Source organism: Corallococcus terminator (assembly GCF_003611635.1).
GTDB lineage: Bacteria > Myxococcota > Myxococcia > Myxococcales > Myxococcaceae > Corallococcus > Corallococcus terminator.
In genome coordinates this window covers 19,878-46,429 of record NZ_RAVZ01000008.1, presented here as the reverse complement: position 1 = coordinate 46,429, position 26,552 = coordinate 19,878, and the positions used below count along the sequence as shown (strand labels likewise).

At 70.1% G+C, this 26,552-nt stretch carries 23 protein-coding genes; 7 read left to right on the top strand and 16 right to left on the bottom strand.

Annotated features, from left to right (window positions below):
• Positions 1-63: 63 nt before the first annotated feature.
• The 14 genes from D7V88_RS02550 to mraZ all read right to left on the bottom strand — a co-directional run bounded on the left by D7V88_RS02550 (position 64) and on the right by mraZ (position 15,531).
• A complete protein-coding gene (locus D7V88_RS02550) occupies positions 64-1,020 on the bottom strand; it encodes a D-alanine--D-alanine ligase (protein WP_120538982.1) in 957 nt (318 codons plus the stop codon).
• A complete protein-coding gene (murB, locus tag D7V88_RS02545) occupies positions 1,017-1,949 on the bottom strand; it encodes a UDP-N-acetylmuramate dehydrogenase (RefSeq protein WP_120538981.1) in 933 nt (310 codons plus the stop codon). The genes D7V88_RS02550 and murB overlap by 4 nt, the downstream gene beginning before the upstream one ends.
• Positions 1,950-1,952: 3 nt before the next feature.
• Complete coding sequence (murC, locus tag D7V88_RS02540; protein ID WP_120538980.1) at positions 1,953-3,374, bottom strand: UDP-N-acetylmuramate--L-alanine ligase; 1,422 nt, start codon at positions 3,372-3,374, stop codon at positions 1,953-1,955.
• Positions 3,371-4,540 carry an undecaprenyldiphospho-muramoylpentapeptide beta-N-acetylglucosaminyltransferase gene (gene murG, locus D7V88_RS02535; RefSeq protein WP_120538979.1) on the bottom strand — a complete coding sequence of 390 codons (1,170 nt, stop codon included), beginning with the start codon at positions 4,538-4,540 and terminating at the stop codon, positions 3,371-3,373. Before murG ends, murC begins: the two co-directional genes overlap by 4 nt.
• Positions 4,537-5,700: a putative lipid II flippase FtsW gene (gene ftsW / locus D7V88_RS02530; protein WP_120538978.1), complete on the bottom strand. Its 1,164-nt coding sequence runs from the start codon at positions 5,698-5,700 to the stop codon at positions 4,537-4,539. The genes murG and ftsW overlap by 4 nt, the downstream gene beginning before the upstream one ends.
• Before the next feature lie 5 nt (positions 5,701-5,705).
• Entirely contained in the window at positions 5,706-7,085 is a 1,380-nt protein-coding gene (gene murD, locus D7V88_RS02525; protein ID WP_120538977.1) for a UDP-N-acetylmuramoyl-L-alanine--D-glutamate ligase, read from the bottom strand.
• 23 nt (positions 7,086-7,108) lie between these two features.
• On the bottom strand, positions 7,109-8,287 hold the full coding sequence (gene mraY, locus D7V88_RS02520) for a phospho-N-acetylmuramoyl-pentapeptide-transferase (protein ID WP_120538976.1): 1,179 nt from the start codon (positions 8,285-8,287) through the stop codon (positions 7,109-7,111).
• The gene (locus tag D7V88_RS02515) at positions 8,288-9,688 is read right to left on the bottom strand and encodes a UDP-N-acetylmuramoyl-tripeptide--D-alanyl-D-alanine ligase (protein ID WP_120538975.1); all 1,401 of its coding nucleotides are present in this window, start codon (positions 9,686-9,688) and stop codon (positions 8,288-8,290) included.
• 26 nt (positions 9,689-9,714) lie between these two features.
• Positions 9,715-11,253, bottom strand: a complete 1,539-nt coding sequence (locus tag D7V88_RS02510; RefSeq protein WP_120538974.1) for a UDP-N-acetylmuramoyl-L-alanyl-D-glutamate--2,6-diaminopimelate ligase — start codon at positions 11,251-11,253, stop codon at positions 9,715-9,717.
• Between the two features lie 51 nt (positions 11,254-11,304).
• Entirely contained in the window at positions 11,305-13,326 is a 2,022-nt protein-coding gene (locus D7V88_RS02505) for a PASTA domain-containing penicillin-binding protein (protein ID WP_120538973.1), read from the bottom strand.
• Positions 13,323-13,715 (bottom strand): cell division protein FtsL, encoded by a 393-nt coding sequence (locus D7V88_RS02500; protein WP_120538972.1) that lies wholly within the window; start codon positions 13,713-13,715, stop codon positions 13,323-13,325. The genes D7V88_RS02505 and D7V88_RS02500 overlap by 4 nt, the downstream gene beginning before the upstream one ends.
• Positions 13,712-14,626: a 16S rRNA (cytosine(1402)-N(4))-methyltransferase RsmH gene (gene rsmH / locus D7V88_RS02495; protein WP_120538992.1), complete on the bottom strand. Its 915-nt coding sequence runs from the start codon at positions 14,624-14,626 to the stop codon at positions 13,712-13,714. Before rsmH ends, D7V88_RS02500 begins: the two co-directional genes overlap by 4 nt.
• Positions 14,627-14,633: 7 nt before the next feature.
• Complete coding sequence (locus D7V88_RS02490; RefSeq protein WP_120538971.1) at positions 14,634-15,017, bottom strand: STAS domain-containing protein; 384 nt, start codon at positions 15,015-15,017, stop codon at positions 14,634-14,636.
• Positions 15,018-15,078: 61 nt separating this feature from the next.
• Positions 15,079-15,531 (bottom strand): division/cell wall cluster transcriptional repressor MraZ, encoded by a 453-nt coding sequence (gene mraZ, locus D7V88_RS02485; RefSeq protein WP_120532026.1) that lies wholly within the window; start codon positions 15,529-15,531, stop codon positions 15,079-15,081.
• Between the two features lie 236 nt (positions 15,532-15,767).
• On the opposite strand from mraZ, the gene D7V88_RS02480 reads away from it, so the two are divergent.
• A complete protein-coding gene (locus D7V88_RS02480) occupies positions 15,768-16,478 on the top strand; it encodes a PilZ domain-containing protein (protein ID WP_120538970.1) in 711 nt (236 codons plus the stop codon).
• A gap of 27 nt (positions 16,479-16,505) precedes the next feature.
• Here D7V88_RS02480 and D7V88_RS02475 read toward each other — a convergent pair whose 3' ends face one another.
• Together D7V88_RS02475 and D7V88_RS02470 are read right to left on the bottom strand one after the other, a co-directional pair.
• Entirely contained in the window at positions 16,506-18,314 is a 1,809-nt protein-coding gene (locus D7V88_RS02475) for an acyl-CoA dehydrogenase FadE (RefSeq protein WP_120538969.1), read from the bottom strand.
• A 195-nt stretch (positions 18,315-18,509) separates the two neighbouring features.
• A complete protein-coding gene (locus D7V88_RS02470) occupies positions 18,510-19,367 on the bottom strand; it encodes a hypothetical protein (RefSeq protein WP_244237925.1) in 858 nt (285 codons plus the stop codon).
• 88 nt (positions 19,368-19,455) lie between these two features.
• Between D7V88_RS02470 and D7V88_RS02465 the strand changes: the two genes are divergently transcribed.
• From D7V88_RS02465 to D7V88_RS02440, 6 genes are all read left to right on the top strand, one after another.
• Positions 19,456-21,669, top strand: coding sequence for a serine/threonine-protein kinase (locus D7V88_RS02465; protein ID WP_120538968.1), 2,214 nt, complete (start codon positions 19,456-19,458; stop codon positions 21,667-21,669).
• 113 nt (positions 21,670-21,782) lie between these two features.
• Entirely contained in the window at positions 21,783-21,998 is a 216-nt protein-coding gene (locus tag D7V88_RS02460; RefSeq protein WP_120538967.1) for a hypothetical protein, read from the top strand.
• Between the two features lie 78 nt (positions 21,999-22,076).
• Positions 22,077-23,048 (top strand): CarD family transcriptional regulator, encoded by a 972-nt coding sequence (locus D7V88_RS02455; protein WP_120538966.1) that lies wholly within the window; start codon positions 22,077-22,079, stop codon positions 23,046-23,048.
• Positions 23,049-23,140: 92 nt separating this feature from the next.
• Positions 23,141-23,653, top strand: coding sequence for a zinc metalloprotease (locus tag D7V88_RS02450; RefSeq protein WP_120538965.1), 513 nt, complete (start codon positions 23,141-23,143; stop codon positions 23,651-23,653).
• On the top strand, positions 23,640-24,590 hold the full coding sequence (locus D7V88_RS02445) for a hypothetical protein (protein ID WP_120538964.1): 951 nt from the start codon (positions 23,640-23,642) through the stop codon (positions 24,588-24,590). The genes D7V88_RS02450 and D7V88_RS02445 overlap by 14 nt, the downstream gene beginning before the upstream one ends.
• On the top strand, positions 24,587-26,422 hold the full coding sequence (locus D7V88_RS02440) for an ArnT family glycosyltransferase (protein ID WP_120538963.1): 1,836 nt from the start codon (positions 24,587-24,589) through the stop codon (positions 26,420-26,422). Before D7V88_RS02445 ends, D7V88_RS02440 begins: the two co-directional genes overlap by 4 nt.
• Positions 26,423-26,552: the final 130 nt, after the last annotated feature.

Here is a 26,552-nt window from a genome sequence, read left to right as displayed (position 1 = left end):
TAGCGGCCCGGACGGACACCCCGGCCCGCCAAGGGGCCGGAACTCCAGGGGACAGACTGCGACTCAGGCCTTGAGAGACGCGCCCCGGAGCAGCCGCTCACACAGCGCCGGGAAGTCGATGCCCCGCCCCGCCGCGATTTTCGGCAGCAGGCTGGACGCCGTCATTCCGGGCAACGTGTTGATTTCCAGCAGGAAGACGTCGCCCGTTTCCGTGACGATGACGTCCGAGCGGGAGCCGCCCGAACACCCCAGCGCCACGTGCGCGGCGAGCGACACCTCGTTGACGCGCGCATAGAGGTCCGGCGGCAGGGGCGCGGGGAACAGGTACTGGGTGCCGCTGCCGGCCTTGTACTTCGCTTCGTAGTCGTAGAACTCGCGGGCGGCCTTCACTTCGATGACGCCCAGGGCCTCGTTGTCCAGCACGCCGCCCTGCACTTCACGGCCCTTGATGAACTGCTCCACCAGCAGGGTGCCGGCGTGCTTCGAGGCGTCCTCGACGGCGGCCGCGTAGTCCTCGCGCGTCTTGCAGATGTGCACGCCCACGCTGCTGCCCTCGCGGCTGGGCTTCACCACCACCGGGAAGGGGAACGGCAGCCGGTCCGCCTGCGCCAGCGCCGCCTCCGCCGAAGCGAAGGCGCGGTAGGGGGGCGTGGGGATGCCGCGCGAGACGAAGATCTCCTTGGCGTACACCTTGTCCATGCCCACCGCGGAGGCCATCACGCCGCTGCCGGTGTAGGGGATGAACATGGCCTCCAGCAGGCCCTGGATGCAGCCGTCCTCGCCGAAGCGGCCATGCAGCGCGAGCCACGCCACGTCCACCTTCTCCGCGATGAGGCGCGCGGGCAGGTCCTTGCCCACGTCGATGTCCACCACGTCGTAGCCCAGGCCCCGGAGGGCGCCGGCCACCGCGGCGCCGGTGCGCAGGGAGACTTCGCGCTCGGAGGAGAGACCGCCGTACAGCACGCCCACGCGCTTGGCCTTCAACTCTTCCGGGGTGAAGCCACGGGAACCGAGGGTCATGGAAGGAACGCTCCGACGAACTTGACTTCGGGTTGCATTAAAACGCCCGAGGCTTCCAACACCCGCTCCTGCATCAGGGTGATGAGGCCCCGCACGTCGCGAGCGGCAGCGCCGCCCAGGTTGACGATCCAATTGGCGTGCAGCGTGGAAATCTGCGCGCGTCCCAGGGTGTGCCCCTTCAGGCCGACAAGTTCAATCAGCCGCCCGGCGGCGTCGCCCGGCGGGTTGGTGAACACGCTGCCGAAGTTGGGCTGACTCAAGGGCTGCGTGCGCTTGCGGTATCCCAGGTCCGCGTCCATCGCCGCCTTGCTGGCCACGACATCACCCTTGGGAAGCACGAAGCGCACGCGGGTGACGATACCTCCAGGCGGCAGCGTGGCGTGACGGTAGGTGTGGGGCACCTGCGCTTTCGTCAACCACCCCACGCCGTCCGCCGTGGCGACCTCCAGGGCCTCCACCACGCGGAAGCACTCGCCGTTCTTGGTGCCCGCGTTCATGGTCACCGCGCCACCCAGGGTGCCGGGAATGCCCGCGAGGAACTCCGCGCCCACCAATCCCTGCACCCGCATCACGTTGACGAGCCGGGCAATGGCCGCGCCCGTCCCCAGCGTCACCCGCCCCTCGGCCGGGCCGACGTCCAGCACCTCCGGGAACAAATCCGGGGGCAGCTTGAGCGTGATACCGGGCACGCCGCCGTCGCCCACCAGCGTGTTGGCGCCGCCGCCCAGCACCGTGACGGGGACACCCTCGTCGCGGGCGAAGCGCAAGAGGTCCACCAGCGCGTCCGCTGAACGGGGACGCACCAGGGCCTCGGCCGGACCGCCCACGCGCACGCTGATGAGCGGCGCCAGGGGTTCTCCCGGCTTCACGTCCAGGCCCGGCAGCCGCGCCAGGCGCGCCCCGAGCGGTGTGACGACCCCCGCCTCCATCCCCTACCCGCCCTTCGCCGCACCCATCAGGTTGAGCAGGTCCGGGCCCACCTGGGTGATGTCCCCGGCGCCCAGCGTCAGCACCAGGTCGCCTTCGCGCACGCGCTCCTGGAGCGCCTTGGCCACGTCCGCGCGCTTCTCCACGAACGTCACGTCGCGGTGCCCGTGCGCGCGGATGGCCTCCGCCAGCGCGTCCCCGGTGGCGCCCGGGATGGGCTCCTCGCCCGCCGCGTACACGCTGGTGACGAAGAGGACGTCCGCGTCGTTGAACGACGTGGCGAACTCCTTCATCAGGTCATGCGTGCGCGTGTAGCGGTGCGGCTGGAAGGCGGCCACCACCCGGCGCCCGAAGGCCCGGCGCGCGCCCGACAGCGTGGCCATCACCTCCGTGGGGTGGTGCCCGTAGTCGTCCACCACGGTGATGCCGCCCACCTCGCCGCGCACGGTGAAGCGGCGCTGCACGCCACCGAACTCGGCCAGTGCGCCGCGCACCGTCTCCAGCGGGATGTCCATCTCCTCCGCGATGGCCACGACGGCCAGGGCGTTGAAGGCGTTGTGCGCGCCCACCATGCGCACGCGGAACTCCCCCAGGTCCTCTTCGCGGCGGAACGCGCGGAAGGTCGTGGTGAAGCCGTCCAGCGTGATGCCTTCCAGCCGGTAGTCCGCCATGTGCGAGCTGCCGTAGGTGACGAAGCGCTTCTCGATGCGCGGCAACAGGGCCTGGACGTTGGGGTTGTCCAGGCACAGCACGTTGAGGCCGTAGAAGGGAACCCGGTTGCAGAACTCCACGAAGGCGGACTGGAGCGTCTCCAGGTTGCCGTAGTGGTCCATGTGCTCCGGGTCGATGTTGGTGACGACCGCGATGGACGGGTGCAGCTTGAGGAAGCTGCCGTCGGACTCGTCGGCCTCCACCACCATCAGCTCGCTCTTGCCCAGCTTGGCGTTGGAGTCGAGCACGTTCACCTTGCCGCCCACCACCGCCGTCGGGTCCAGGCCCGCCGCGGACAGCACCGTGGCCACCATGGACGTCGTCGTCGTCTTGCCGTGGCTGCCGGCGACGGCGACCGCGTACTTCAGGCGCATCAGCTCCGCGAGCATCTCCGCGCGAGGGATGACCGGAATCTTGCGCTGGCGCGCCGCCACCACCTCCGGGTTGTCCTTGCGCACCGCCGAGGAGATGACCACCACGTCCGCGTGCACCAGGTTCGCCGCGCGGTGGCCCTCGTACAGCGTGGCGCCCAGCTTCGCGAGCCGGCGGGTGATGTCGCTCTCGCGCAGGTCGGAGCCGGACACGCGGTAGCCCAGGTTGAGCAGCACCTCCGCGATGCCGCTCATGCCGATGCCGCCCACGCCCACGAAGTGCACGTGCGCCGCGTGGCGCGTCTTGTAGAGGCTGCCGGGCTTGTTGCTGACGGACTTGCTCATGCCTTGCTCCCGGGTGCCTTCTTCGAATCCTTGGCGTCCTTCTGCTCCTTGGGCCCCCGGTCGCGGCCCTGGGGTCCCCAGGCTTGCGTCGTCAGGTCCACGCACACGTCCGCCAGCTCCTTCGCGGCCGCGGGCCGGCCCAGGATGCCGGCCTTCTTGGCCATCTGCTTGAGCTTCACCGGGTCCGTCATCAGCCCGCGCAGCGTCTCCGCCAGCTTCTGGCCGGTGAGCTCCGACTCGCGGAACATCAGCGCCGCGCCCGCGTCCACCAGCGCCCGGGCGTTCACTTCCTGGTGGTTGTCCGTCGCGTGCGGGAAGGGCACCAGGATGCTGGCCTTCTTGCACACCGTCAGCTCCGCCAGGGACGTCGCGCCCGCGCGGCAGATGACCAGGTCCGCCTGGGCGTAGGCGGAGGACATGTCGTCGATGAACTCCACCACCGTGGCCTGCGCGCCGAAGCCCTTGTCCGCGTAGCCCTTCTTCACCGTCTCCAGGTCGTTCTTGCCCGTCTGGTGGACGATGGAGATCTGATCCTTCAGGTCGCCCAGCGAATCCAGCGCGTCCAGCATCCGGCTGTTGAGGCCGCGCGCGCCCAGGCTGCCGCCGAAGACAAGGACGGAGAACTTCTCGTGCGCCGCGCTGCTGCGCAGGTAGTTGTCCATCAGCTTGCGGCGGATGGGGTTGCCAATCATCTGCACCTTGGCCTCGGGGAAGAACGCTTTCGCTTCCTCGAAGGCGGTGAAGACGACCTTCACGATGCGGCCCAATATCTTGTTGGTGAGGCCGGGCAGCGCGTTCTGCTCCTGGATGGCGGTGGGAATCCCCATCATCCACGCGGCCAGCACCACCGGCCCGCTCGCGTAGCCGCCCACGCCCACCACCACGTCCGGCTTCTGGCGCGACAGGATGCGGAACGACGCGAGGAACGCCAGCGGCAATGCGATGAGGCCCTTGAGCAGGCCGATGAAGCCCTTGCCCTTGAGGCCCTGCACCTTCACGAACTCCAGCGGGTAGCCCTCCTTCGGCACGACGCGGGCCTCCAAGCCCCGCTCGGTGCCCACGAAGACGACCTCGTTGGCGTGGTGGCGCGTGACGACCTCCTCCGCCAACGCGATGCCCGGGAACAGGTGTCCTCCGGTGCCGCCACCCGCGATGAGCACCTTCACGCCGTCACCTCCCGCAGGTCCGACGAACCCGCCCGGATGGGCCGCGCGGCCCCCTGCGTGTTCGCGCTCAACGACAACAGCACGCCCGCGGAGCCCATCAGCACCACCAGCGACGTGCCGCCGTAGGACACGAACGGCAGCGTCAGGCCCTTCGTGGGCAACAGGCCCATGGCCACGCACATGTTCACCGTGGCCTGGAACGCGATGATGGAGCTGATGCCCAGGCCCAGGTACGTGCCGAAGGTCTCTCCGGCCGCGAGGCTCGCGCGGATGCCGCGCCAGAGGACGATGGCGTACAGGGACACGAGCAGCCCCACGCCGATGAGGCCCAGCTCCTCGCCCAGGATGGAGAAGATGAAGTCCGTGTGCGCCTCCGGCAGGAAGAACAGCTTCTGCCGGCCGTCACCCAGGCCCAGGCCGGTGATGCCGCCGGAGCCGATGGACATCAGCGACTCCGCCACCTGGTAGCCCACGTCATGCCGGTGGGCCCACGGGTCCATGAACGCGAGGATGCGCTTCATGCGGTAGGGGCTGGTCGCGATGGCCACGAAGGCCAGCGGCAGCGCCAGCAGCACCGACCCCACCAGGTAGCTGAGCTTCGTGCCCGCCGCGAACAGCAGCACGAAGAGCATGAACACCAGGAGCACGCTGCTGCCGAAGTCCGGCTGGAGCATGCACAGGAACACCAGGATGCCGCACAGCGCGAGGTGCGGCAGGAAGCCGATGGAGAACGTGGCCACCTTCTCCCGCTTCTTCGCGAGCGAATAGGACAGGTAGACGAGCCACGCGAACTTGGCCACCTCCGCCGGCTGGAGGCTGAAGCCCGGCAGGCGGATCCACCGCCGCGCGCCACCCGCCGTCGTGCCGATGCCGGGAATCGCCACCAGCACCATCAGCACGATGGCCACCAGCAGCAGCGGGTACGCCAGCCGCGCCAGCCGCCGCCAGCCCAGCTTCATCATCACCGCCATGCCCACGACGCCCAGGCCCGCGGCCACCAACTGGCGCTTGAGGAAGTACAGGCTGTCGCCCAGCTTGTCCTGGGCGAGCACCGCGCTGGCCGAGTACGTCATGACGAGGCCCAGCGAGACGAGCGCCAGCACGGCGCACAGCAGGATGGGGTCGAACCGCACGGGAACGGTCGGAGGAGAGGTCTTCATGAAGGTCAGAGCGCTCCGACGAGGCGCTTGAACGTGTCGCCCCGGTCCTCGAAGTTCTTGAACTGGTCGTACGACGCGCACGCGGGCGACAGGAGGACCGTGTCCCCCTCCGCCGCGAGCCCACGCGCCTTCGTCACCGCCGCGTCCAGCGTGCCGCACGCGTGCACCGGGGCGTCGTTGGCGTAGGCCCGCGCGAGCGCATCCGCGTCCTGGCCAATGGTGAGCACGCCCTTCACCTTCCCCTGCCCCGCCTCCACCATGGGCGCATACGGCGCGCCCTTGCCCTTGCCGCCCGCGATGAGCCACACGCCGCCCGCGAAGGCCTTGAGCGCCACCAGCACCGAGTCCACGTTGGTGGCCTTGGAGTCGTTCACCCACTCCACGCCGTCCAGCACGCGCACGCTCTCCAGCCGGTGAGGCAGGCCCGGGTAGCCATCCAGCCCCGCCTGCACCGCGTCCCGGGACACGCCGCCCAGCCGCGCGAGCAGCGTGGCCGCCATCGCGTTCTGCGCGTTGTGGGCGCCCCGGAGCGCGCGGTTGCGCAGGACGAAGTCCTCGCCGGAGAACTCCAGGCTGAAGCCACCCTCACGGGCCACCGCGAGCCCCGCGAGTCTGGGCGCATCCACCACCGGGCGACCCGTGACGCTGAAGCCATACACGGGCACGCGCGCGGAAGCGGCCAGCGTCATCACCGCCGCGTCGTCCGCGTTCACCACCGCGAAGTCGCTGCCGGCCTGCTGGTTCATGAAGATGCGCGCCTTCGCCGCCCCGTACTCGCCCTGGCTCGCGTAGCGGTCCAGGTGGTCCGGCGTGAGGTTGAGGATGGCCGCGCCGTAGGGGCGCAGCGTGTGGATGCCCTCCAACTGGAAGCTGGACAGCTCCACCACCAGCGCGTCCCACTCACCGGGCGCCATCGCGGCCTCCGCCAGCGGACGGCCCAGGTTGCCTCCCACGAAGGTGCGCTGGCCGCCCCGGGCGTACAGCTCCCCGGTGAGCGCCGTGGTGGTGCTCTTGCCGTTGGTGCCAGTGATGCCCAAGAGCCGCGTGACGCCGGCCTGCTCCAGGACGCGCCCCGCGAGTTCGATCTCACCCCACACGGGGACACCCGACGTGCGCGCGGCCTCCAGCTCCGGCAGCGACAGCGGCACGCCCGGGCTCACGACCACCAGGTCCTGGCGGGTGAGCAGCCCTTCGGGCGTGGCGCCGGTGACGAGCGTCACGCCCTTCGCGTGCAGCTCCTTCGCCACGTCGCCGAGCGCATCCTCGGAGCGGGCATCCAGCGCCGTCACCTTCGCCCCGTGCTGGAGCAGCAGGCGCAGCGCCGCGACGCCGCTCTTGGCCAGCCCGAACACCGCGACCTTCCGACCGGACAGCGAAGCGTTCATGGGCGGGACCGACCCCTTTTGGACTAGCGCAGTTTCAGGGACAGCAGGGCGACGCCACCACAGAGGATGGCGACAATCCAGAAACGCACGATGATCTTCGGCTCGGCCATGCCCTTGAGCTCGAAGTGGTGGTGCACGGGCGCCATCTTGAACACACGGCGGCCTGTCATCTTGAACGACGCCACCTGGATCATCACGCTCAGCGCTTCCGCGAAGAAGATGCCGTGGATGATGGCGGAGACCACCTCGTTCTTGGAGAACACCGCCAGCGCGCCCAGCGCACCGCCCAGCGCGAGCGAGCCGATGTCGCCCATGAACACGGACGCCGGATAGGTGTTGAACCAGAGGAAGGAGATGCCCGCGCCCACGATGCTGGCGCAGAACACCGCCAGCTCCGCGCCGCCCGGCACCTGGAGGATGCCCAGGTAGCGGTACAGCGGCGTGGCGGTGAGGCGCGCGACGCCGTTCACCGTCTCCGTGTCCGCGATGTGCAGCGTGGTGCCCGCCACGTAGCAGAGCACGCAGAACGTCACCGCCGACACGATGGTCGGCACGATGGCCAGGCCGTCCAGGCCGTCCGTGAGGTTCACCGCGTTGGACGTGCCCACGATGACGATCCACGCGAAGACGACGTAGAACCAACCCAGGTCCGGGTTGAACCAACGCGACGGCACGAACGGCAGCGTCAGCCGCGTGTCGATGAGCAGCGTGGGCCCGAACGAGCCGTCCGCATGCGTCCAGGTGCACATCAGACCGAAGACGGCGATGAGGAAGAAGACGGTCTGCAGCACCATCTTCTTGCGCCCGGCCAAGCCCTTGGAGTTGCGCTTGGACAGCTTGAGCCAGTCGTCCAGGAAGCCGATGAAGCCGTAGCCGAAGGTGAGCAGCATCATCACCCAGACGCCCCGGCTCTTCAGGTCCGCGAACAGCAGCGTGCCCGCCGCGATGCACAGCAGGATGAGCGCGCCACCCATGGTGGGCGTGCCCTTCTTCTTCTGGTGCGAGTCCGGCGTGTCCTCGCGCACGTTGCTCTGCCCGTGCTGCTTCAGGCGCAGGCGCGCGATGAGGCGCGGACCGATGAGCATCCCCAGGAGCAGGGCGAAGACGCCCGCGGCGATGATGCGGAAGGTCGGGTAGCGCAGGAAGTTGAGGACGCGCCCGGCCTCGGTGTTCTGGATGAGCTCGTACAGGAGGTACAGCACTTAGTGACTCCCTTTGGGGGCGGCCGTGCCCGTCAGGGCGGCCACCACGCGCTCCAGTCGCATGCCGCGACTGGCCTTCACCAGCACCACGTCACCCGTGTTGAGCCGGGGCGTCAACCACGCGACCAAGGGCTCCACGTCGGTGAAGTGCGCGGCGGATTCTCCCAGCTTCGCGTTCTGGAGCCCGCCCTCGGACCGGGGCCCGAAGAACGCCACCAGCGAAGCGTGCTTCGCGACGAGCGTGCCCAGCTTCGCATGCTCCTCCGCCTCGCCCGCGCCCAGCTCCAGCATGTCGCCCAGCACCGCCACCGCGCGTCCGCCCTGGGGCACCAGCGTGCCCAGCGTGACGAGCGCCGCCTCCATCGAAGCGGGGTTGGCGTTGTAGCAGTCGTCCACCACCGTCACGCCGTGCTGGCCGTCCACGATGTTGAGCCGCCGCGCGTACGGCCGCGCCGACTCCAGGCCCCGCACGCACTCCTCGGGGGAGTAGCCCAGCGCCAGCGCCGTCGCGAACGCCGCTGTCGCGTTCTGCGCGTTGTGCGGCCCCACGAAGTGCAGGCGCACCGGCCAGTCCTTCTGGGCGTAGCGGACCGTGGCCACCATGCCATCGCGGCCCAGCGTCTGGATGCCGGTGAGCCGCACGTCGGCAGCCTCCGCGCGGCCAAACGTCAGGTGCTTCGCGCCACTGCGCGCGGCCTGGTGCACGATGTGTTCGTCGTCCAGGTTCACCACCGCGGTGGCCTGGGGCAGCAGCTCCCGGAAGAGCTCGCCCTCCGCCTCGGCCACGCCCTGGAGGCTGCCCAGCCCTTCCAGGTGCTCCGGCTGGACGACGGTGATGACGCCCGCGTCGGGTTGCACCCGGCGCGTCAGCCGCTCGATTTCACCCGGCTGGTTCATCCCCACTTCGATGACCGCCGCCACGTGGGACGGCTCCAGCCGGAAGAGCGTCAGCGGGACACCAATCTCGTTGTTGAAGTTGCCTTCCGTCTTCAGCGCCGGGCCTCGCGTGGCCAGGATGGCGCCCACCATCTCCTTGGTGGTCGTCTTCCCGTTGGAGCCCCCCACCGCCGCCACCGGGATGCGGAAGCGACGGCGGTGCAGCGCGCCCAGGCCGCCGAGCGCGGCCAGGGTGTCCTCCACCTCGTACAGCGTGAAGTGGGCGGGCAGGGCTGGAAGCGCCCTGCCCTTCTTCACCACCGCCCCCGCGGCCCCGGCGCGCATGGCGCCGTCCACGAAGTCGTGGGCGTCGAAACGCTCGCCCTGGAGCGCCACGAACAGGCACCCCGGGGTGAGCGACCGCGTGTCGGTGCAGACGTCCGGAAACCCCGCGGGGACTGCATCCCCGCGGCGGGTCGCCCCGGTCGCCTGCACCACCTCATCGTCGGAGAATCGAGCGGCCATGAAGGGGGTGGCGTTCGGCCTTGAGGTCAGCCCGGGATGCGGTTGGCCAGCGCCTTCGCGGCGACCTCGCGGTCGTCGAAGGCGTGCTTCTCGGAGCCCACCGTCTGGTAGGTCTCGTGGCCCTTGCCGGCGATGAGGACGACGTCGTCGTCCTTGGCCAGGTTGATGGCCTTCTCGATGGCGACGCGGCGGTCCGCGTCCACGAGGTAGCCCTTCTCCCCGACCTTCGCCTTGCCCTCGGAGATGCGGCGCAGGCCGCCCTTCTCCAGGCCCGGAGTGACCTCCGCGATGATGGCCTCGGGGTCCTCCGTGCGGGGGTTGTCGCTGGTCACCAGCACCAGGTCGGCGCCCTCCGCGGCCACCGTGCCCATCAGCGGGCGCTTGCCCTTGTCGCGGTCGCCGCCGCAGCCGAAGACGACGATGACGCGGCCCTTGGCCAGCGTGCGCGCCGCTTCGATGGAGCGCTTGAGCGCGTCATCCGTGTGCGCGTAGTCCACGAGCACGGCCGGAGCGGGACCGCCCCGGTGGTTCTCCGCGCGGTCCATGCGGCCGGACACCTTGGAGACCAGCTCGATGCCGCTCTTCACGTCCGCACGGGAGATGCCCGCGCCCAACGCGATGCCCGCCGCCAGGAGGATGTTCTCCAGGTTGTGGGGCCCCAAGAGCTTGCTCTTCACCTTGATGTCGCCCGCGGGCGACTTCACGGTGGCTTCGATGCCCTTGAGCGAGAAGGTCGCGTCCGAGGCCGAAATCTCACCGGGCCCCAGGCGGCTGAACTTCCACGCCATGCGCTTCTGGCCACGCAGCTCGTTGTAGATGCGGCTGGCGAAGGCGTCGTCGCCGTTGACCACCGCGGTGCCCGTGGCGGCCAGGTTCTCCGCGAAGAGCTTGCGCTTGACCTGGAAGTACTCCTCCAGGTCCTTGTGGTAGTCCAGGTGGTCGCGCGACAGGTTGCTGAAGCCCACGGCCTTGAAGGTCAGCCCGTGCACGCGCTCCTGCGCGAGCGCGTGGCTGGAGACCTCCATGACCACGTTCTCCACACCGGCATCCACCATCTCGCGGAAGATGCGGTGCAGCTCCAGCGGATCCGGCGTGGTGTTGGCCAGCTCCGTCGTCTTGCCGCCGAACTTGTAGCCCAGCGTCCCGATGACACCCGGGGCAGAGGAGCCCGAGTACATGGCGGCCGTCGCGAGGATGGCCTCCAGGAGGTACGTCGTCGTCGTCTTCCCGTTCGTTCCGGTGACGCCCAGGAGCGTCAGCTTGTCGGCGGGGCGGCCGTAGAAGTTCGCCGCGATGAGGGCCAGCGCCTTGCGCGCGCTGCTCACCTTGAAGAACGGCACCTGCGAGGACTGCCCCTGCTTCTCCGACACCACCGCCACGGCACCGCGAGACACGGCCTCACCGATGAACTGGGCCCCGTCTTCCTTCAGGCCGGGCACGGCGATGAAGAGGTCCCCCGGCTTCACGCGCCGCGAATCCTGCGTCACTCCCGTGACGTCGACCGCGGAACGGCCGCCCGAGGTCTGCTCGGCTCCACACCCTGCGAGGACATCCGTCAGCTTCATCTCTTCCCCTTCACACGCATTGCTGATGCGGGGCCTGGAATGGACACGGCCTCATTGCCGCGTCGCCAGTTCCAGCGTCACCCGGGCCCCCTTCTCCACCAGCGCACCGGCGGGGGGGGTTTGAGACACCACTCGTCCACTGCCTTGCAGCTGTGGCTCCAACGCCGCGGCAAGCAACTTCACCACGGCTTCGCGTCCCGCCTGACCCTGGACGTCCGGCACACGTACCGTGCCGGGCTCCGGGGACTCGGTCACTGCTTCCGCCAGGACGGCCCGTACAGGGACGGCCTTCGCCAATGCCTTCGATGCCGGAGGGGGCACCGGAAGCGCGGCGGCCGCGGCCACCTCGGCGGGTGCCACCGTACGAGACGGTGGCACGGCCAGGTGGGCCATGGCGGCGGTAGCGATTTCCTTGAAGGCGGGGGCAGCCACGTTCCCCCCGTATACGTCCGTTTTCGGTTCGTCCACTACCACGAGAATCACGGCGCGCGGGGCCTCGGCCGGCACCATGCCCGCAAAAGACGCGATGCGTTTGTCGGAATACCCACGTGCCACGGGGTCCGCCTTCTGGGCGGTGCCCGTCTTTCCGGCCACGCGGTAGTCCTCCATGGCGCCCTTGGGAGCGGTTCCTCCCTTGACCATCACGCTTTCAAGCATGCCCACGACCTGCCGCGCCACCCTCTGGGAAACGACCCGGCGAAGCTCGGTGGGCTGGTTTTCCAGCAGCACCACGCCGTCCGGGTCCACCACCTTGGAGACCAGGTACGGGCGCATCAGCACGCCGTCGTTGGCCAGCGCGCCGTAGGCCGCCGCCAACTGAACGGCGGTGGAGGTCATGCCCTGGCCGAAGGATTGGGTGGCCAGCGAGATGTCCGATTTCGGAAACGGGATGATGCCCCGGCTCTCCCCGGTCAGCGCCAGCCCCGTGCGCTCCGCGAAGCCGAAGGCGTGGTAGGCGGCGACCATCTTCTCGCGGCCCAGGGCGTCCGCGACCTTCGCGGCGCCGATGTTGGAGGACACCTGGAGGATGCCCTGCGGCGTCAGCCACCCGTGCGGGTGGGTGTCGTTGATGGTGTGGCGACCGATGCGGAAGGCGCCGTTCTCACAGAAGGTCAGCGTCTCCGGGGTGATGACCTTCTCTTCCAGCGCGGCGGCCACCACGAAGGCCTTCATCGTGGAGCCGGGCTCGAAGGCGTCCAGCGCGGCGCGGTTGCGGATGGCGTTCTTCACGCCGTCTTCCGGCGTGTTGGGGTTGAAGCGCGGGTTGTTGGCCAGCGCCAGCAGCTCCCCGGTGCGAGGGTCCAACACCACCGCCATGCCGGCGATGGCCTTCGCGTCATCCACCGCCTTCGCGAGCGCCTTCTCCGCCACGTACTGGAGGTGGCGGTCCAGCGTCAGCGTCACCGCGGCGCCCTGGCGCTCCAGCGGATCCAACGCGCCCTGCACCATCAGCTTGCGGCCCTTGGCGTCGCGGAAGCCGGAGGTGCGCGAGTTCTGGCCGGACAGTTCGTCCTGGAACGCCAGCTCCAGGCCCTCCAGGCCGTTGCCGTCGGTGCCCACCATGCCGACGATGTGCGCGCCCAGCTCTCGCTGGGGATAGAAGCGCTTGGGCTCCTTGGTGAAGCCCAGGCCCGGAAGCCCCAGCGCCTTCACGGCCTCCACTTCCTGCGGCTTCGCCTGACGCTTCACCCACGCGAAGCGCCGGGCGCGGCCGATGCGCGAGGCGACGTCGTTGGGGTCCAGGTGCACGGCCTTCGCGAGCAGCCGCGCCGCCTGCCGCACGTCGGGGAGCATGGACGGGTCCACCCAGATGGAGTCCACCTCCACGCTCTGGGCGAGCGGCGTGCCGCGCCGGTCGAAGATGTCTCCGCGACGGGCCGGGATGTCGATGTGCCGGACGTACTGGTCCTGCGCCAGGCCGCGCAGCTTCTCCTGCTGGAAGACCTGGAGGTAGACCGCGCGGGCGAACGCGGTGCCCAGGAGCGCGAGGAACAGCCCGAACAGGAGCTGGACCCGCAGCTTGAGCCACTTCGCGTTCGATTCGGGAGCCCGCGCGCTCTTGAAGTCCCTCACCGCTGCGCACCCCGCTCCGCCACGCGCACGCCCGGCGCCGACGAACGGGCCTGCGCGGTGCGCGCATCCTTCACGCGGTCATCGGCCACGGACACCACCGCGCCGCTCCGGGGCATCGCCATGCCCAACTGCTCGCGCGCCACGCGCTCCAGGCGGCCCGGCGCCTTGAGCGTGGCCAGCTCCAGCTTGAGTCGGTCGTTCTCCCGGGTCAGCGAGCGGCTGTCGCCCTCCGCGTTGGACAGGCGGTAGCCCATGTCCACCACCAGCACGCGGCTCGTGACGTGGAGGATGCCCACGGCGGCGAAGAGCGTGAAGAGGAACACGGCGGGCAGCAGGTGCATCAGCACGCCCGCCAAGGACACGGTGTTGCGGGGGAGGGCCTTGCTCATCGGACTTTCTCCACCGCGCGCAGGTGCGCGCTGCGAGAGCGGGGGTTGGCCTCGACTTCCGCATCGGAAGCCGCGACGGCCTTCTTGGACACGAGGGCGAAGTTGCCCTGGCTGTTGCACACGCACACCGGGAAGCCCGGCGGACACGTGCACCCTCCCACCAGGGCCTTGAAGGCTTCCTTCACCTTGCGGTCCTCCAGGGAGTGGAAGGAGATGACCGCGGCGCGGCCGCCCACCTTGAGCAGCGTCGGCAGGGACGCCAAGAGCGCGTCCAGCGCCTCCAGCTCCCCGTTCACCGCCATGCGCAGCGCCTGGAACGTGCGGGTGGCCACGTGGATGCGGTCGGGCCACGCCTTGCGCGGCACCGCGCGCTTCACCACCTCCGCGGCCTCCAGCGTGCGCTGGGGCAGCGCGCGCTTGAGCTCCCGGGCGATGGGCCGCGCGAAGGGCTCTTCCCCGTAGTCGCGGAGGATCTGCGCCAGGTCGCGCTCGTCGGTGATGGCGATGAGCTCCGCGGCGGTGGGGCCGGTGTCGCCCATGCGCATGTCCAGCGGGCCGTCCTTCATGAAGGAGAAGCCGCGCTCGGCCACATCCAACTGGGGCGAGGACACGCCCAGGTCCACCAACACGCCGTCCACGGGCAGCAGATCCTGAGCAACTTGCGAAAGCTCCGCGAAGTTGCCCTGCCGGGCCTGGAAGCGCGCGTTGCCGCCCATGCGGGCGGTGGCCGCCGCGAGCGCCACCGGATCGCGGTCCACGCCCACCACCGTGGCGCCCCGGGCGAGGAGCGCTTCGGTGTGGCCGCCGCCTCCGAGGGTGCCGTCGAGGATCACCTTGCCCTCTTTCGGGAGCAGGACGTCCACCGTCTCGTGGAGCAGGACGGTCTGGTGGTGGAAGTCCACGGGGGTCAGGGGGCGGTCAGACGAAGGGAGCGCGCGCGAGCGAGAAGGCGGCCCGGGCATCGTTCATGTGCGGGTACAGCTCGAAGGTGTCGTGGGCGCCGGCCGCGCGGAAGATGGCGGCCAGGTACGGCGACAGCCCGGACAGCTTCACGTCGCCACCGGCGCGGCGGAACGTCTCCGTGCGGGCCATCAGCGGGCGCACGCCCCGGTAGTTCAGATGCGACACGTCCGCGAAGTCCACCACCACCTGGCGGATGCCCCGGTGCAGCTTGTGCATCAGGTCCTCGCACAACTGGGTGAGTTCCTCCTCGCCTAGCTCGCCCTCCAGCATGAGGGTCTCCACGCGCTCGGAAGCCGCCAGGGCCGCCCTGTTCCGTCGAACCTCCTGCAACTGGTCCATGCGCTGCCACCCTTCCGGAGCACTACTTGGCGAGAACTACCGGCTGCTGTCGACTTCCTGGCTACGGCTGGCGCAGTTCGCCCAGCACCCTCAACACGTCCTGGGAGGTGGCTTCCTGGCGCGCATCCGCCTGCGCCTTCGCCCAACCATCCAGGCTCCAAAGCTCGATCACCTTCACCATCCCCGCCCACACCACGTCCTTCTCCAGCTTCGCGTACGTCCTGAGCGACGGCGGGATGAGCAACCGGCCCAGCTTGTCCAACGGGCACTCCTGCGCGCTGGCCACGTACAGCCGCATCAACGTCTTGACCCCCGGCTCCATGGGGTTGCGCCGGGCGAGCGCGGTCTCCAACGCCTCCCACTCCCGCACCGGGTAGGCGTGGAGGCAGGGGTCCAGGGCCGTGGTGACGATGAGCCGCTCGTCGTAGGCGCCCACCAACGTCTCCCGGAGCTTCGCCGGGAGGCTGGTGCGCCCCTTCGCGTCGATCTGGTGCTCATAGACGCCTCGGAACACGCGGGACGATCCACCTTTTCAGCCCAGCACGGGTCGGACCACCACTCCTTCCCACTTCTTACCCCTCTGCGGCCGGCATACATACGCGCCCCCCCCAGGGGGGTCAAGAAACCGCAACAGGTTGAAACACCGCGCGCACGCCGCCGGACATCCCGGAGGGCACATGCGGGGCGGCCTACCCCTGGAGGCGGGGTAAACTTGAGTTTTTCCGCTCCCAGGCTGAGAGTGGTGGGCGCGTGAACACGAACGTTCGACTGAAGGTGGCCTACAAGACGCCGCAGTCGCTGGTCGGCGAGTACACCCGCAGCGTGGGCCAGGGAGGCGTCACCCTGGAGACGCGCAAGGCGCTGCCCCTGGGCACCCGCTTCACCTTCGAACTGCACGCGGGCGGCATGCCCCGTCCGGTGGAGGTGCTGGGCGAGGTCATCAAGGTGGAGCCCCGCCCCGGTGAGCGCTTCCAGCTCACCATCCGCTACGACGGTTCGGAGGATCGCAGCGGCCTGGACGCGGTGCTCCAGCACATCTTCGCCCAGGAGGAGCAGAACGGCCTGCGCCGCTTCCCGCGCCTGCCCCTGCACGTGCGCGCGAAGGAAGGCGACTCCCGGGCCCCGAACTTCTTCGTGCGGGACATCTCGCGCGGGGGCGTGGGCCTGGAGGTGGAGTCCCCCACCCTGCCCCGCGAGGTCCAGGTGGGCGTGCCCTTCCTCCTGGAGATGGACATGAAGGAGGGCCCACTGCTCTTGCACGGAGAGGTGGCGTGGACCTCGTCGCTGCCGCGCAAGGGGACGACGGAGGCCGTCACCCCGGGCTTCGGCGCGACGTTCGGCCGGCTGCGGCCGGACATGCTCCAGCGGCTGGAAGCGCTGATGGCGCTGGAGCACCTGCCGCCCGGTCCCTGGCGGGCGCGGGTCAGCTTCGGGCTGGATGCCGTGTCGCGGATGCCCTGAGCGCCGGGCATCCGCTTCAAACAGCGACTACAGCGGGTTGTACGGGTAGCCGCCCGCGTCTTCCAGGCCCGCGACGATGGTCTCGCGCAGCTCCGCCGGATCGTACGCCGAGAAGGCGTCCAGGGCGGCGAGCCGCTTGAGCTCCAGCGCGAGCACGTCGCCCTTGAGCGTGGCGCACAGCGCGCGGCGGGTGCGCTCGAAGGCGCGCGTGGTGGACTCCATCGCGTACAGCCGCACCAGCGCCACGCGCTGCGGATCCAGCACGCCGCTGGCGGCGGCCTGACGGGTGCGCGTCACCATGGAGTCCAGCGCGTAGGCGTCCATCACCACGTCCGCCAGCGCGGCCATGACCTCCTGATGCTTGTCCAGCTCCGTGCCGAACGCCTCCGCGGCCAGGCGCATGCCGTGGATGGCCAGGTGCTTGGCGCACTCGGCGGCGACCTCTTCGTTGGCCAGCGCGTCCTGACGGCCGGCGCGGGGACGCTCGCCCCGGTTCAGCTCCTCCGATACGGAACGGGCCTGGGCGAACAGCGGCAGGTCGCCCTTCACCGCGCGCTTGAGCAGCATGCCGGTGATGAGCATGCGGTTGATCTCATTGGTGCCTTCGAAGATGCGGTTGATGCGCGCGTCGCGGTAGGCGCGCTCCACCGGGTACTCCTCGATGTAGCCGGCGCCGCCGTGCACCTGCACCGCGTCGTCCACCAGGAAGCCCAGGGCCTCCGAACCGAAGACCTTCATGATGGAGGCCTCGGTGGCGAACTCCTCCATCGCGGCGATGACGTGCGCGTCGTAGTCCGCGTCCGAACGCTCCTTCGCGGCGAGCCGTCCGTCCACGAGCCCCGCGGTGCGGTACGTCATGCTCTCCACCGCGTAGACGAGCGTCGCCATGCGCGCCAGCTTCTCGCGGATGAGCGGGAACGTGGCGATGGGCGCCTTGAACTGCTTGCGCTCCTGCGCGAACTTGAGCGCGCTCTGCAACTGGAGCTTCATGCCGCCGATGACGCCCGCGCCCAGCTTGAGGCGGCCGTAGTTGAGGATGTTGAAGGCGATGCGGTGACCCTTGCCCAGCTCGCCCAGCAGGTTCTCCGCGGGCACCTTCGCGTCCTCGAAGTAGAGCGGACAGGTGGACGAGCCGCGGATGCCCATCTTGTGCTCTTCGGGGCCCACGGTGAGGCCGGGGGTGTCCTTCTCCACGATGAAGCCGGTGAACTTGTCGCCGTCCACCTGCGCGAAGACGACGAACACGTCCGCGAAGGCCGCGTTGGTGATGTAGAGCTTGGAGCCGTTGAGCACGTAGTGCTGGCCGTCCGCCGTGCGCACCGCCTTCGTCTTCGCCCCGCGCGCGTCGCTGCCGCTGCCCTGCTCCGTCAGCGCGTACGCCGCCACCCACTCACCCGTGGCGAGCTTCGGCAGGTACTTCGCCTTCTGGGCCTCGTTGCCGAACCAGACGATGGGCAGCGTGCCGATGCCGGTGTGCGCGCTGGACGTCACCGACCAGGAGCCCTGGAGGCTCATCGCCTCCGCGAGCAGGAGCGACGTCGTCTTGTCCAGGCCCGTGCCGCCGTAGGTCTCCGCGATGTCCACGCTCAACAGGCCCAGCTCGCCCGCGCGGCGCAACAGGTCGCGCAAGAGCGCGTTGTCCTTGCCCTCGATGCGCGCGGCCTGCGGCAGCACCTGCTCACGGCAGAACTGCAACGCCGTCTTGAAGAAGAGGCGCTGCTCCTCGGAGAAGCTCTCCGGCGTGAGGATGCGGGTGGCGCCCACCTCCTGGAAGAGGAAGGTCCCCCCGGCGAGAACATCCTGGGGACGGGCAGCGGGCTCGGTTGCGGCGACCATCTACGACCTCCGGGGAGGGACTTCGCCCTCCGTATCCAACGAAAATCCAAGGCGCGGCACTGTAGTAGAGCGCGCAACACGCGGGGGGTAGTAGCGGCACGGGCGCGCCACCTCAAGCGGATGCGGCCCCTGGGCGCCGCCACGCCCACAGCATCCCGAGCACGGTCGGTGGGCGGGAGGCTGCACTGTCCTCGATTACGGGGAACCCGCGTCCCGAGCCCCCGACGGTGCCGGTCGGGAGAGCGGATAGACGAGGCAGAGCGTGTCGAAGAGCGGCTCCTCCGGCGCGACATACGTACCGCCGAGCGCCCGCGCCACCTGCACCAGCTCCGTGCCGAAGGACGGCACGAGGCACACGTCCTCGGACGTGGTGAAGCGCCCCTTGAGCCGGGTGAGTTCCCGACGGAGCGTGGCGATGTCCTGGCTCCCGCCGCGCACCGGCACCGTGGGGCCGTTGCGGTCCGGCCCCGGCAACTTGCCCACGCTCGTCGTCAGCTCGAACCCGTCCGCGCGCTGGATGATGCGCAGCTTTCCGGGCGCCACCTCCGCCAACCACGTGCGGAACCCCTCCTCGTCGCGCAGCACCACGCGGTAGGCCAGCGGAGCGTCCGGGTGCTGGAGCCACACGGAGGCGGCCTTCGCCTGGAGCACCGCCAGGAGCTCGGATACCTGCACGAGGAACGTGTCGGCGTCTCGGATGACGAGGAGCACGTCCTGGCCCCGCACCCGCTCCCCCAACCGCGCGGCCTCCGGTTCACGGGCAGGCATGAAGGATTCCGCGCCCAGTCGCACCTCTTCGCCCGACATTTCCAGCCGGAGGCCGTCTTCAGGCAGGGGCTCACCGAAGGCCGGCGCGGACACGGGCGCGATGACCGCATCCGCCCACGTACCCGCGTCGCGGGGCGTCACGGGGGCGGCGGGCAGGGCGGCCACGGGCGGCTTCGCGGGGACGGACACGGGAGCAGGCGGCGTTTCGCGACAGCCGCCCAGCAGCAGGCCATACAGGATGAGCAGCAACGAAGTGACGTGGTGCGGGCGAGCGGGCGAGTGCACCGGAATTTTCCACTCGGGGCGTCTGAATGGCCTCATGATAGCTTCTCGCGGTTTTCCCGAAGGACTCCCATCAGGAGCCGATTCGAACGTGCCGCAGCCTTCCGCGGGCCTCCAGTTCGGAAAGTACAAACTGCTCGAGCGCATCGCGACGGGCGGCATGGCGGAGATCTACCGCGCCCGGATGACGGCGGTGGCGGGCATCACGAAGCCGGTGGTCATCAAGAAGATCCTTCCCGGCTACGCGGACGACAGCGCGTTCGTGTCGATGTTCATCAACGAGGCGCGCATCGCGCTGGGGCTGTCGCACGGCAACATCGCGCAGATCTTCGACTTCGGCGAGGTGGAGGGCGAGTACTTCCTCGCGATGGAGTGGGTGGACGGCCATCCGCTCTCGCACGTGATGCGCCGGGCACGGGACAAGGGCCTCTCCGCGCTGCCGCCGCCGTTGGCGGTGCTGGTGGCCATCGACATGCTGCGGGGCCTTGCGTACGCGCACACGCGGCTGGACGACAACGGCCGGCCGCTGCACATCGTGCACCGCGACGTCAGCCCGCAGAACGTGCTCCTGTCCTACGAGGGTCAGGTGAAGCTGGTGGACTTCGGCATCGCCAGGGCCCGGCTCGCCGGCCGCAGCGAGACGAAGAACGACGCGGCCAAGGGCAAGTACATCTACTTCGCGCCGGAGCAGGCCCGGGGCCAGCCACTGGACGCGCGCACCGACGTGTTCGCCGCCGGCACGGTCCTCTACGAGATGCTCTGCGGACGCCGGCCCTTCGAAGGCCCGATGCCGGAGGTGCTCCGCAAGATTTCCCAGGGTGACTTCGCCCGTCCGCGCGAATGGACGCCGGGCATCCCCGCCGCGCTGGAGCGCATCCTGCTCACCGCGATGGCCACCAGCCCGGAGCAGCGCTACCCCACCGCGCAGGCCTTCGCGGAGGCCCTGGCGCGGCAGCTCCACGTCACCGCGCCGGACGTGTCCCAGAGCGAGCTGGGCCACTTCATGGGCTACCTCTTCGAGCCGGAGCTGGTGGACGCCGGCCGGCCCGTGCAGCTTCCCCGGGAGTTCATCGCCAAGGTGGGCCGCTGGAGCGGCGTCGCGGAACCGCCCCCGGTGCAGACGCCGCCGGACGCGCCCCGGCACCCCACGCCCGCGCCTCACGGGGAACCCCGGGGCGACGTCATCACGCAGCCACTGCCCCCGCAGCCCCTGCCCTCGCAAGGCCCGTCGTCGCCTCCGCCGCTCGCGTGGCAACGCACGCTGCGCGGCTGGGCGTTGCGCGGCGCCCCGGTGCTGGGCGCGCTCTTGGCCATGTGGATGGGCCTGCTCGTGGGGGGCACCAATTCGTTCGCGGTGGAGCTCAGCTCCTCGCCCCCGGGCGCCACCATCCGCGTGGACGGCCGGGAGCTGAAGGAGACGACGCCCCTGCTCGTCACCCAGCTCCAGGCGGACGCCGAACACATGCTGGAGGTGTCGATGCCGGGCATGGTGCCCTGGAACCAGCGCGTGAAGGCGGAGCGCGGCACCACGCTCGCGGTCCACGCCCGCCTGACGCCGAAGCGCCCGGCCGCGGCGCGGTCCCTCGCCCGCCTCGAATCGCCCGACGCCCGCTACTCCTCCGGCGGGCCCTTCCTGCTCAGCGCCGACGCGCATGCCTTCCGCGTGCCGCCTTCCGCCGCCGCGCGCATGCGGTTGGATCCATCCCGCACGTACGGCCTGCGCGCGAACGGGCATGTGTCTCTGGGTGGACCCATGCCGGTGGGCCAGGCGGCCTATTTCCTGGAAGGCGGCGCGGCGCTGCCCGCCCGAGACAGCTTCGGCGTGGTGGGCGCGGACGAGGTGCTGGTGCAGAACGCCTCCGTCCTCTACGTGTTCCTGTGGGACGGCCGCCCGTACGACAACCGCGGCGCCCTCCACGTGCACGTGCGCGAGCAGGCCAGCGGCGCCATCACCACCCTGCTGCTGGACGCTCAGCGCCACGCGGTCTCCCTGCCGCCCCACCAGGGCTTCACGCTGCGGGAGCTGGATCCGACCACCACCTACCGCGTCGTCGTGCGCGCGCCCTCGGAACCGGCGCGCACGCGGGGCTTCGGCGGCGGCGCGGTGGAGCAGGTACTCGCGCTGCACGGCGACGGGGAGTCCCCCATCACCGCGCCCGGCACGCTGGAGGTGCTGGAGGTCAACCGGCCCACGGTGATCCGGGGCGCGCGCTGGCTGCGGCTCGCGTTCCCGGACGACGACCCGGACGACAACACCGGCGGCCTCACGCTGGAAGTCACGCCGGTGGCACCGCTGCACCAGTAGCGCGGGCTCCCGAGCCAGGGCGCCACGGGCCGCTACAGGGCACAGGCGAGCTGTTGCCGAAAAATTGATCATCCGGGCGTCGCCCCTACCCTGGGCCGCAACGGAGGACGCTCATGAAGAAGCTGACGGCGGTGCTGGCGCTTGGAATCGCGGTGGTGGCGACGGTGGGACTTTCCACCCGCGTGGATGCCCAACCCGGAAGCATGGCGGACGAGGGGCCGACCGATGCCCAGATCGACGCTGTCCTGGACGCCCAGGCGCACGAGGTGATGGGCAAGTTGTTGGAAGCACGGCGCAATGGCGCCCGGATGACAAAGCTTCCCCGGTAATCTCGTGGCATCCGGCGGGGCACGGTGCTACGACCGGCGCTCGCTTCGGTGCTCATCACACCCGCCCACGAGGGGGCCATGCCAGAAGGGTCCGCTGCACTCCAGCTCCAGGTTGGAGACCGGGTCGTCTACCCCAACCAGGGGGTCTGTCGCGTTGCCGCCATCGACGTGAAGGAGGTGGCGGGGCAGAAGCTCACGTTCGTCACCATGCGCCGGGAGGAAGACGGCGCCGTCGTCATGGTGCCGGAAGGCAAGATCATCTCCATTGGCGTGCGCAAGGTCGCGAGCGTCGCCGACGTGGAAGAGATCTACGCGTTCCTGCGCTCGGACAGCGACAAGGCCGACCTGGATTGGAAGCAACGCGCGCGCACCAACCTGGATCGCATGACCCAGGGCGGAATCCTGGGCCTGGCGGAGGTCGTCAAGGGCCTCCAGGTCCTGAGCGAGCTGCGTCCACTGCCCACCAAGGAGCGTGAGCTCTACGACAACGCCCGGCACCTGCTGGTGTCGGAAGTCGCCGCCGCGCTCGGCACCGCCGAGGCCAACGCGGAGGACTCCATCGACATCGTCCTCTTCCCGCCCGGTCGCGAGCGCCCCAAGCGCACCGCCGCCGAGTTCGCCCGGCCCGGAGGCGAAGAGGACGACATGGACCTCGACGGCGACCTCATGGGGCTGGAGGGCGGAGAGCTGGACCTGCCCTCGGACGAGGAGCCGCCGGCCGAGCCCGAGGAGGAGTCCTCCGAGGAAGGTTCGGAAGAAGAAGGCGAAGCCAGCGAGGAGGGCTCCGACGATGCGCCCAAGAAGCGCGGCCGTCCGCCCAAGGCCAAGCCCGCCGACGAAGGTGGCGAGCCCGCGGCGCCCAAGAAGCGCGGCCGTCCGCCCAAGCCGAAGCCGGAAGTGACGGCGGACAGCGCCGCTGAACCCGCCGCCCCGAAGAAGCGCGGTCGTCCGCCCAAGGCCAAGCCGCCCGAGGGTGCCGAACCCGCGGAACCCGCCGCGCCCAAGAAGCGCGGCCGCCCGCCCAAGGCCAAGCCGCCCGAAGGCGAGTGAACCGCTAAACCTTCCGGCCCTCCCGGCCGCCTGCGTCGCGTCCGTTGCGCGCGCCCGGCACCGCGAGGGCCTTCCCGCCGAGGTGACGCCCCGTGATTCGCGTCGTGACGCTGGACCCTTTCGACGACAAGCAGCTCGCCAAGTTCAACCGCACGCTCTACACGGCCTTCGGCGTGGGCAGCGAGCACAGCGGCGCCGCGGAGCTCCCCGCAGGCATGTCCGAACCCCTGGACGCGGAGAAGCTGCTGGATGAGGTGAAGGGCGTCCGGGCCTACAAGGACGACAAGGTGCTGCTGCTCACCTCGCGCAAGCTGAAGGACCGCGAGCTGCTCAGCGGCAAGGCCCCGACGACGGGCTTCGCCCGCTATGGCAAGGACCGGGCGGTGCTGACCATCGCGCCCTTCAAGGACCTGGAGAAGGACTTCAAGCCCATCGCGCGCCACGCGCTGCACCAGTTGGGCACGCTCTGGGAGCTGCACCACTGCCTGGATCCGCGCTGCTCGATGTACCCACCCTGGACGCCGTCCTTCAACCAGGGCGACCACATCTTCTGCACCTTCTGCCGCGAAAAGAGCGAGCAGAAGATCCGTCTTGCCAAGTCCTAGGCTCCTGCGCGCCCTGCCCCTCGCGGAGCTGGGGGGCCTGCTGCTCGTCGCGCTCCTGTGCCTCGTCTTCCAACTGAGGCTGCCGGGCCGGCTGCCCACGGACGCGGATGAGCGCGCCGTGGCGGAAGTGTTGGCCCGCGACGCGCGTCCCGGGGACGGCGTGCTGCTGTTCCCCTGGTGGACCGAGCGCGCCCGGCTCTTCGTGCCTCCCAACCTGCCCGTGCATGGCTGGCTCGACTCCGACAAGGCGGACCTGAGCGAACACCCGCGCCTCTGGGTGCTGGGCCAGCCGGAGCTGCCCCGCTCGGATGTCGGCGCGTTCGACGCGGCCTTCCTCCCCGGACGCAAGGCGCTGGGGGCCGAAGCGCGCATGGGCACGCTGTCCCTGCGCCTCTACGAGAACGGCCGCTACCGCCCCCGGCACTGGGTGGCCTCCGAGGCCGCGAGCCGCGCGCGCGTGTACCTGGAGCAGCCGAACGGGTCGCGCACGGACTGTCCCTTCGACGGGCGCGTGCACCGCTGCCCCGGCCCGCCGCACCTGTACGTCGCGCCGGAGTGGCACGAAATCCTCTACGAGCCCCGGCACTGCCTCTGGATGCACGCGCCCGGCGGAGCGCAGCGGCTGGTGGCGGAGTTCGACGGCGTCCCCTCAGGCATGGGCCTGCGCATGGAGGGCGGCATCATCTTCGAGTTCGCGCACCCGAAGGATCCACGGTTGAGCACCGCGTACCTGGGCGTGGACGACGCGGCCAGCGGCCAGCGGCTGCTGGACGTGCCCATTCCTCCGGGCCGCGAGGGCGTGCAGAAGGCGGAGGTGGTGTTGCCGCCCGGGCCCGCGCGTACGGTGAAGGTCTGGGTGCAGGCGGACAACGCGGAGTCGCGGCAGGTGTGCCTGGACGTGATGGCGCTGGAGCCGGCGGTGGGGGTGCGTCCATGACGGGCCGGGCGGCGACGCGCGATGAGAAGCTCGTGGCCTGGGTGCTGTGGGCGCTGGCGTTCGCGGCGCTGTGGAGCACCGAGGCCGCGGTGGGCTTCACGCGCGACGAGAGCGTCTACTTCGCGGCGGCGGAGGGCTACGCGAGCTGGTTCCGGCTGCTCGTGCGCGCGCCCGCGCAGGCGTTCACCGACAGCGCCATCGTGCGCGCGTGGGACTACAACCACGAGCACCCGGTGCTGATGAAGACGCTGTTCGGGTTGAGCCACATGCTCTTCCACGACGGCCTGGGCCTGCGCGACGCGGTGGCCTTCCGCATCCCCGCGTTCGCGATGGCGGCGCTGGTGCCCGCGCTGTGCTTCCTCTTCGGCAGCGCGCTGTACGGCCGCACCGCGGGCATGTTCGCCGCCCTCTCCTTCCTGCTGGTGCCCCGGCAGTATTTCAACGCGGAGCTGGCGTGCTTCGACATGCCGGTGGCCGCGATGTGGCTGCTCGTCGTGTACTGCTTCTGGCGCGCGCTGGAGGACACCCGCTGGGGCATCGCGTGCGGCGTGGCGTTCGGACTGGCGCTCGCCACCAAGCACAACGCACTGTTCCTGCCGTTCGTGCTGACGCCGTTCGCGCTGTGGAGAGCGTGGACCGCGAGCGAAGGCGCGCCGGAGGCCCGCGTGCGGCTGGGGCGCTTCGTGGCCCTGTTCGCGGCGGTGGCGGTGCTCTACGGCCTGCTGCTCGTCGCGCTCGGCGGGGGCGAGGCGTTCCAGAAGAAGTTCCTGCTGCTGAGCCCGCACACGCTGTTCTTCGTGGGGCTCGCGGTGGGCAGCGTGTGGCTCTTGCGCGACCTGGCTCCGGTGAGCCTGCCCGTCACGCGGGCCCTGGTGCCGGTGGCCGCGATGGCGGTGCTGGGCCCCGTGCTCTTCTACCTGCACTGGCCCTACCTGTGGCACGCGCCGGTGGACCGCACCGCGTGGTACCTGGCCTTCCACGCGACGCACAACCACTACGCCTGGTTCTACCTGGGCACGCTGATGCGCGGGCCGCCCTTCCCGCTCACCTACGTCATCGTGAAGACGGCGCTGACGGTGCCCACCAGCCTCTTCGCGCCCATGGTGACTGGGTTCCTCGCGCTCGCGGGCCGTGCGCTCTTGAGCCTGAGCGCGCGCACGCGCGACTGGGTGCGGATGCCCACCGCCACCGAAGCCCTGGTGGGCGTCAACGCGGTGACGTCCATGCTCGTCATCAGCCACCCGCAGGTGCCGCACTTCGGCGGCGTGAAGCACTGGTTTCCGTCCATGCCCTTCCTGGGCATGCTCGCGGGCGCGGCGGTGGCGCGCGGATGCTTCGCGCTGTGGGAGGTGCTGAAGACGCGGCGCCCTTCCCTGCCTTCGTTCGCGGTGACGGTGCCGGTGTTCGCGCTGCTGCTGCTGCCCGCGCTGCTGGCGCTCGTGCACGTGTTTCCGTACGGCACGGCGGCATATTCAGAGCTGGCGGGGGGACAGGCGGGGGCGGCGACGCTGGGCATGCAGCGGCAGTTCTGGTCCAGCCACGTCACCGGCGTGCTGCCGTGGATCAACGCGCATGCGAAGCCGGGCGCGCGTGTCTACCTGCACGAGGTGAACGGCTTCTCGTTCCGCGACTACCAGCGCAACGGCATGCTGCGTCCTGACGTGCGAGCGGTGAACAGCCCGTTCGACGCGGACATCGTCGCGTACCAGTACCACCAGGAGTTTCGCGAGCACGAGTTCCTCACGTGGCAGGCCTTCGGCACGCGCACGCCCGTCACCGGGCTGTACCTGGACGAAACGCCGCAGGTCATCGTCTACCAGCGCCCCGAATAGGCCCTCGCACCTGGATGACGCAGGAAGCCATGTGCACGACCGTGCACTCTGCAGGCTTGCGTGCATTCGCGGACATCGCCACGGACTGGAGGACGTGGGGCCGGAGTAGGCTTGAGGGTGTTGCGCCAAT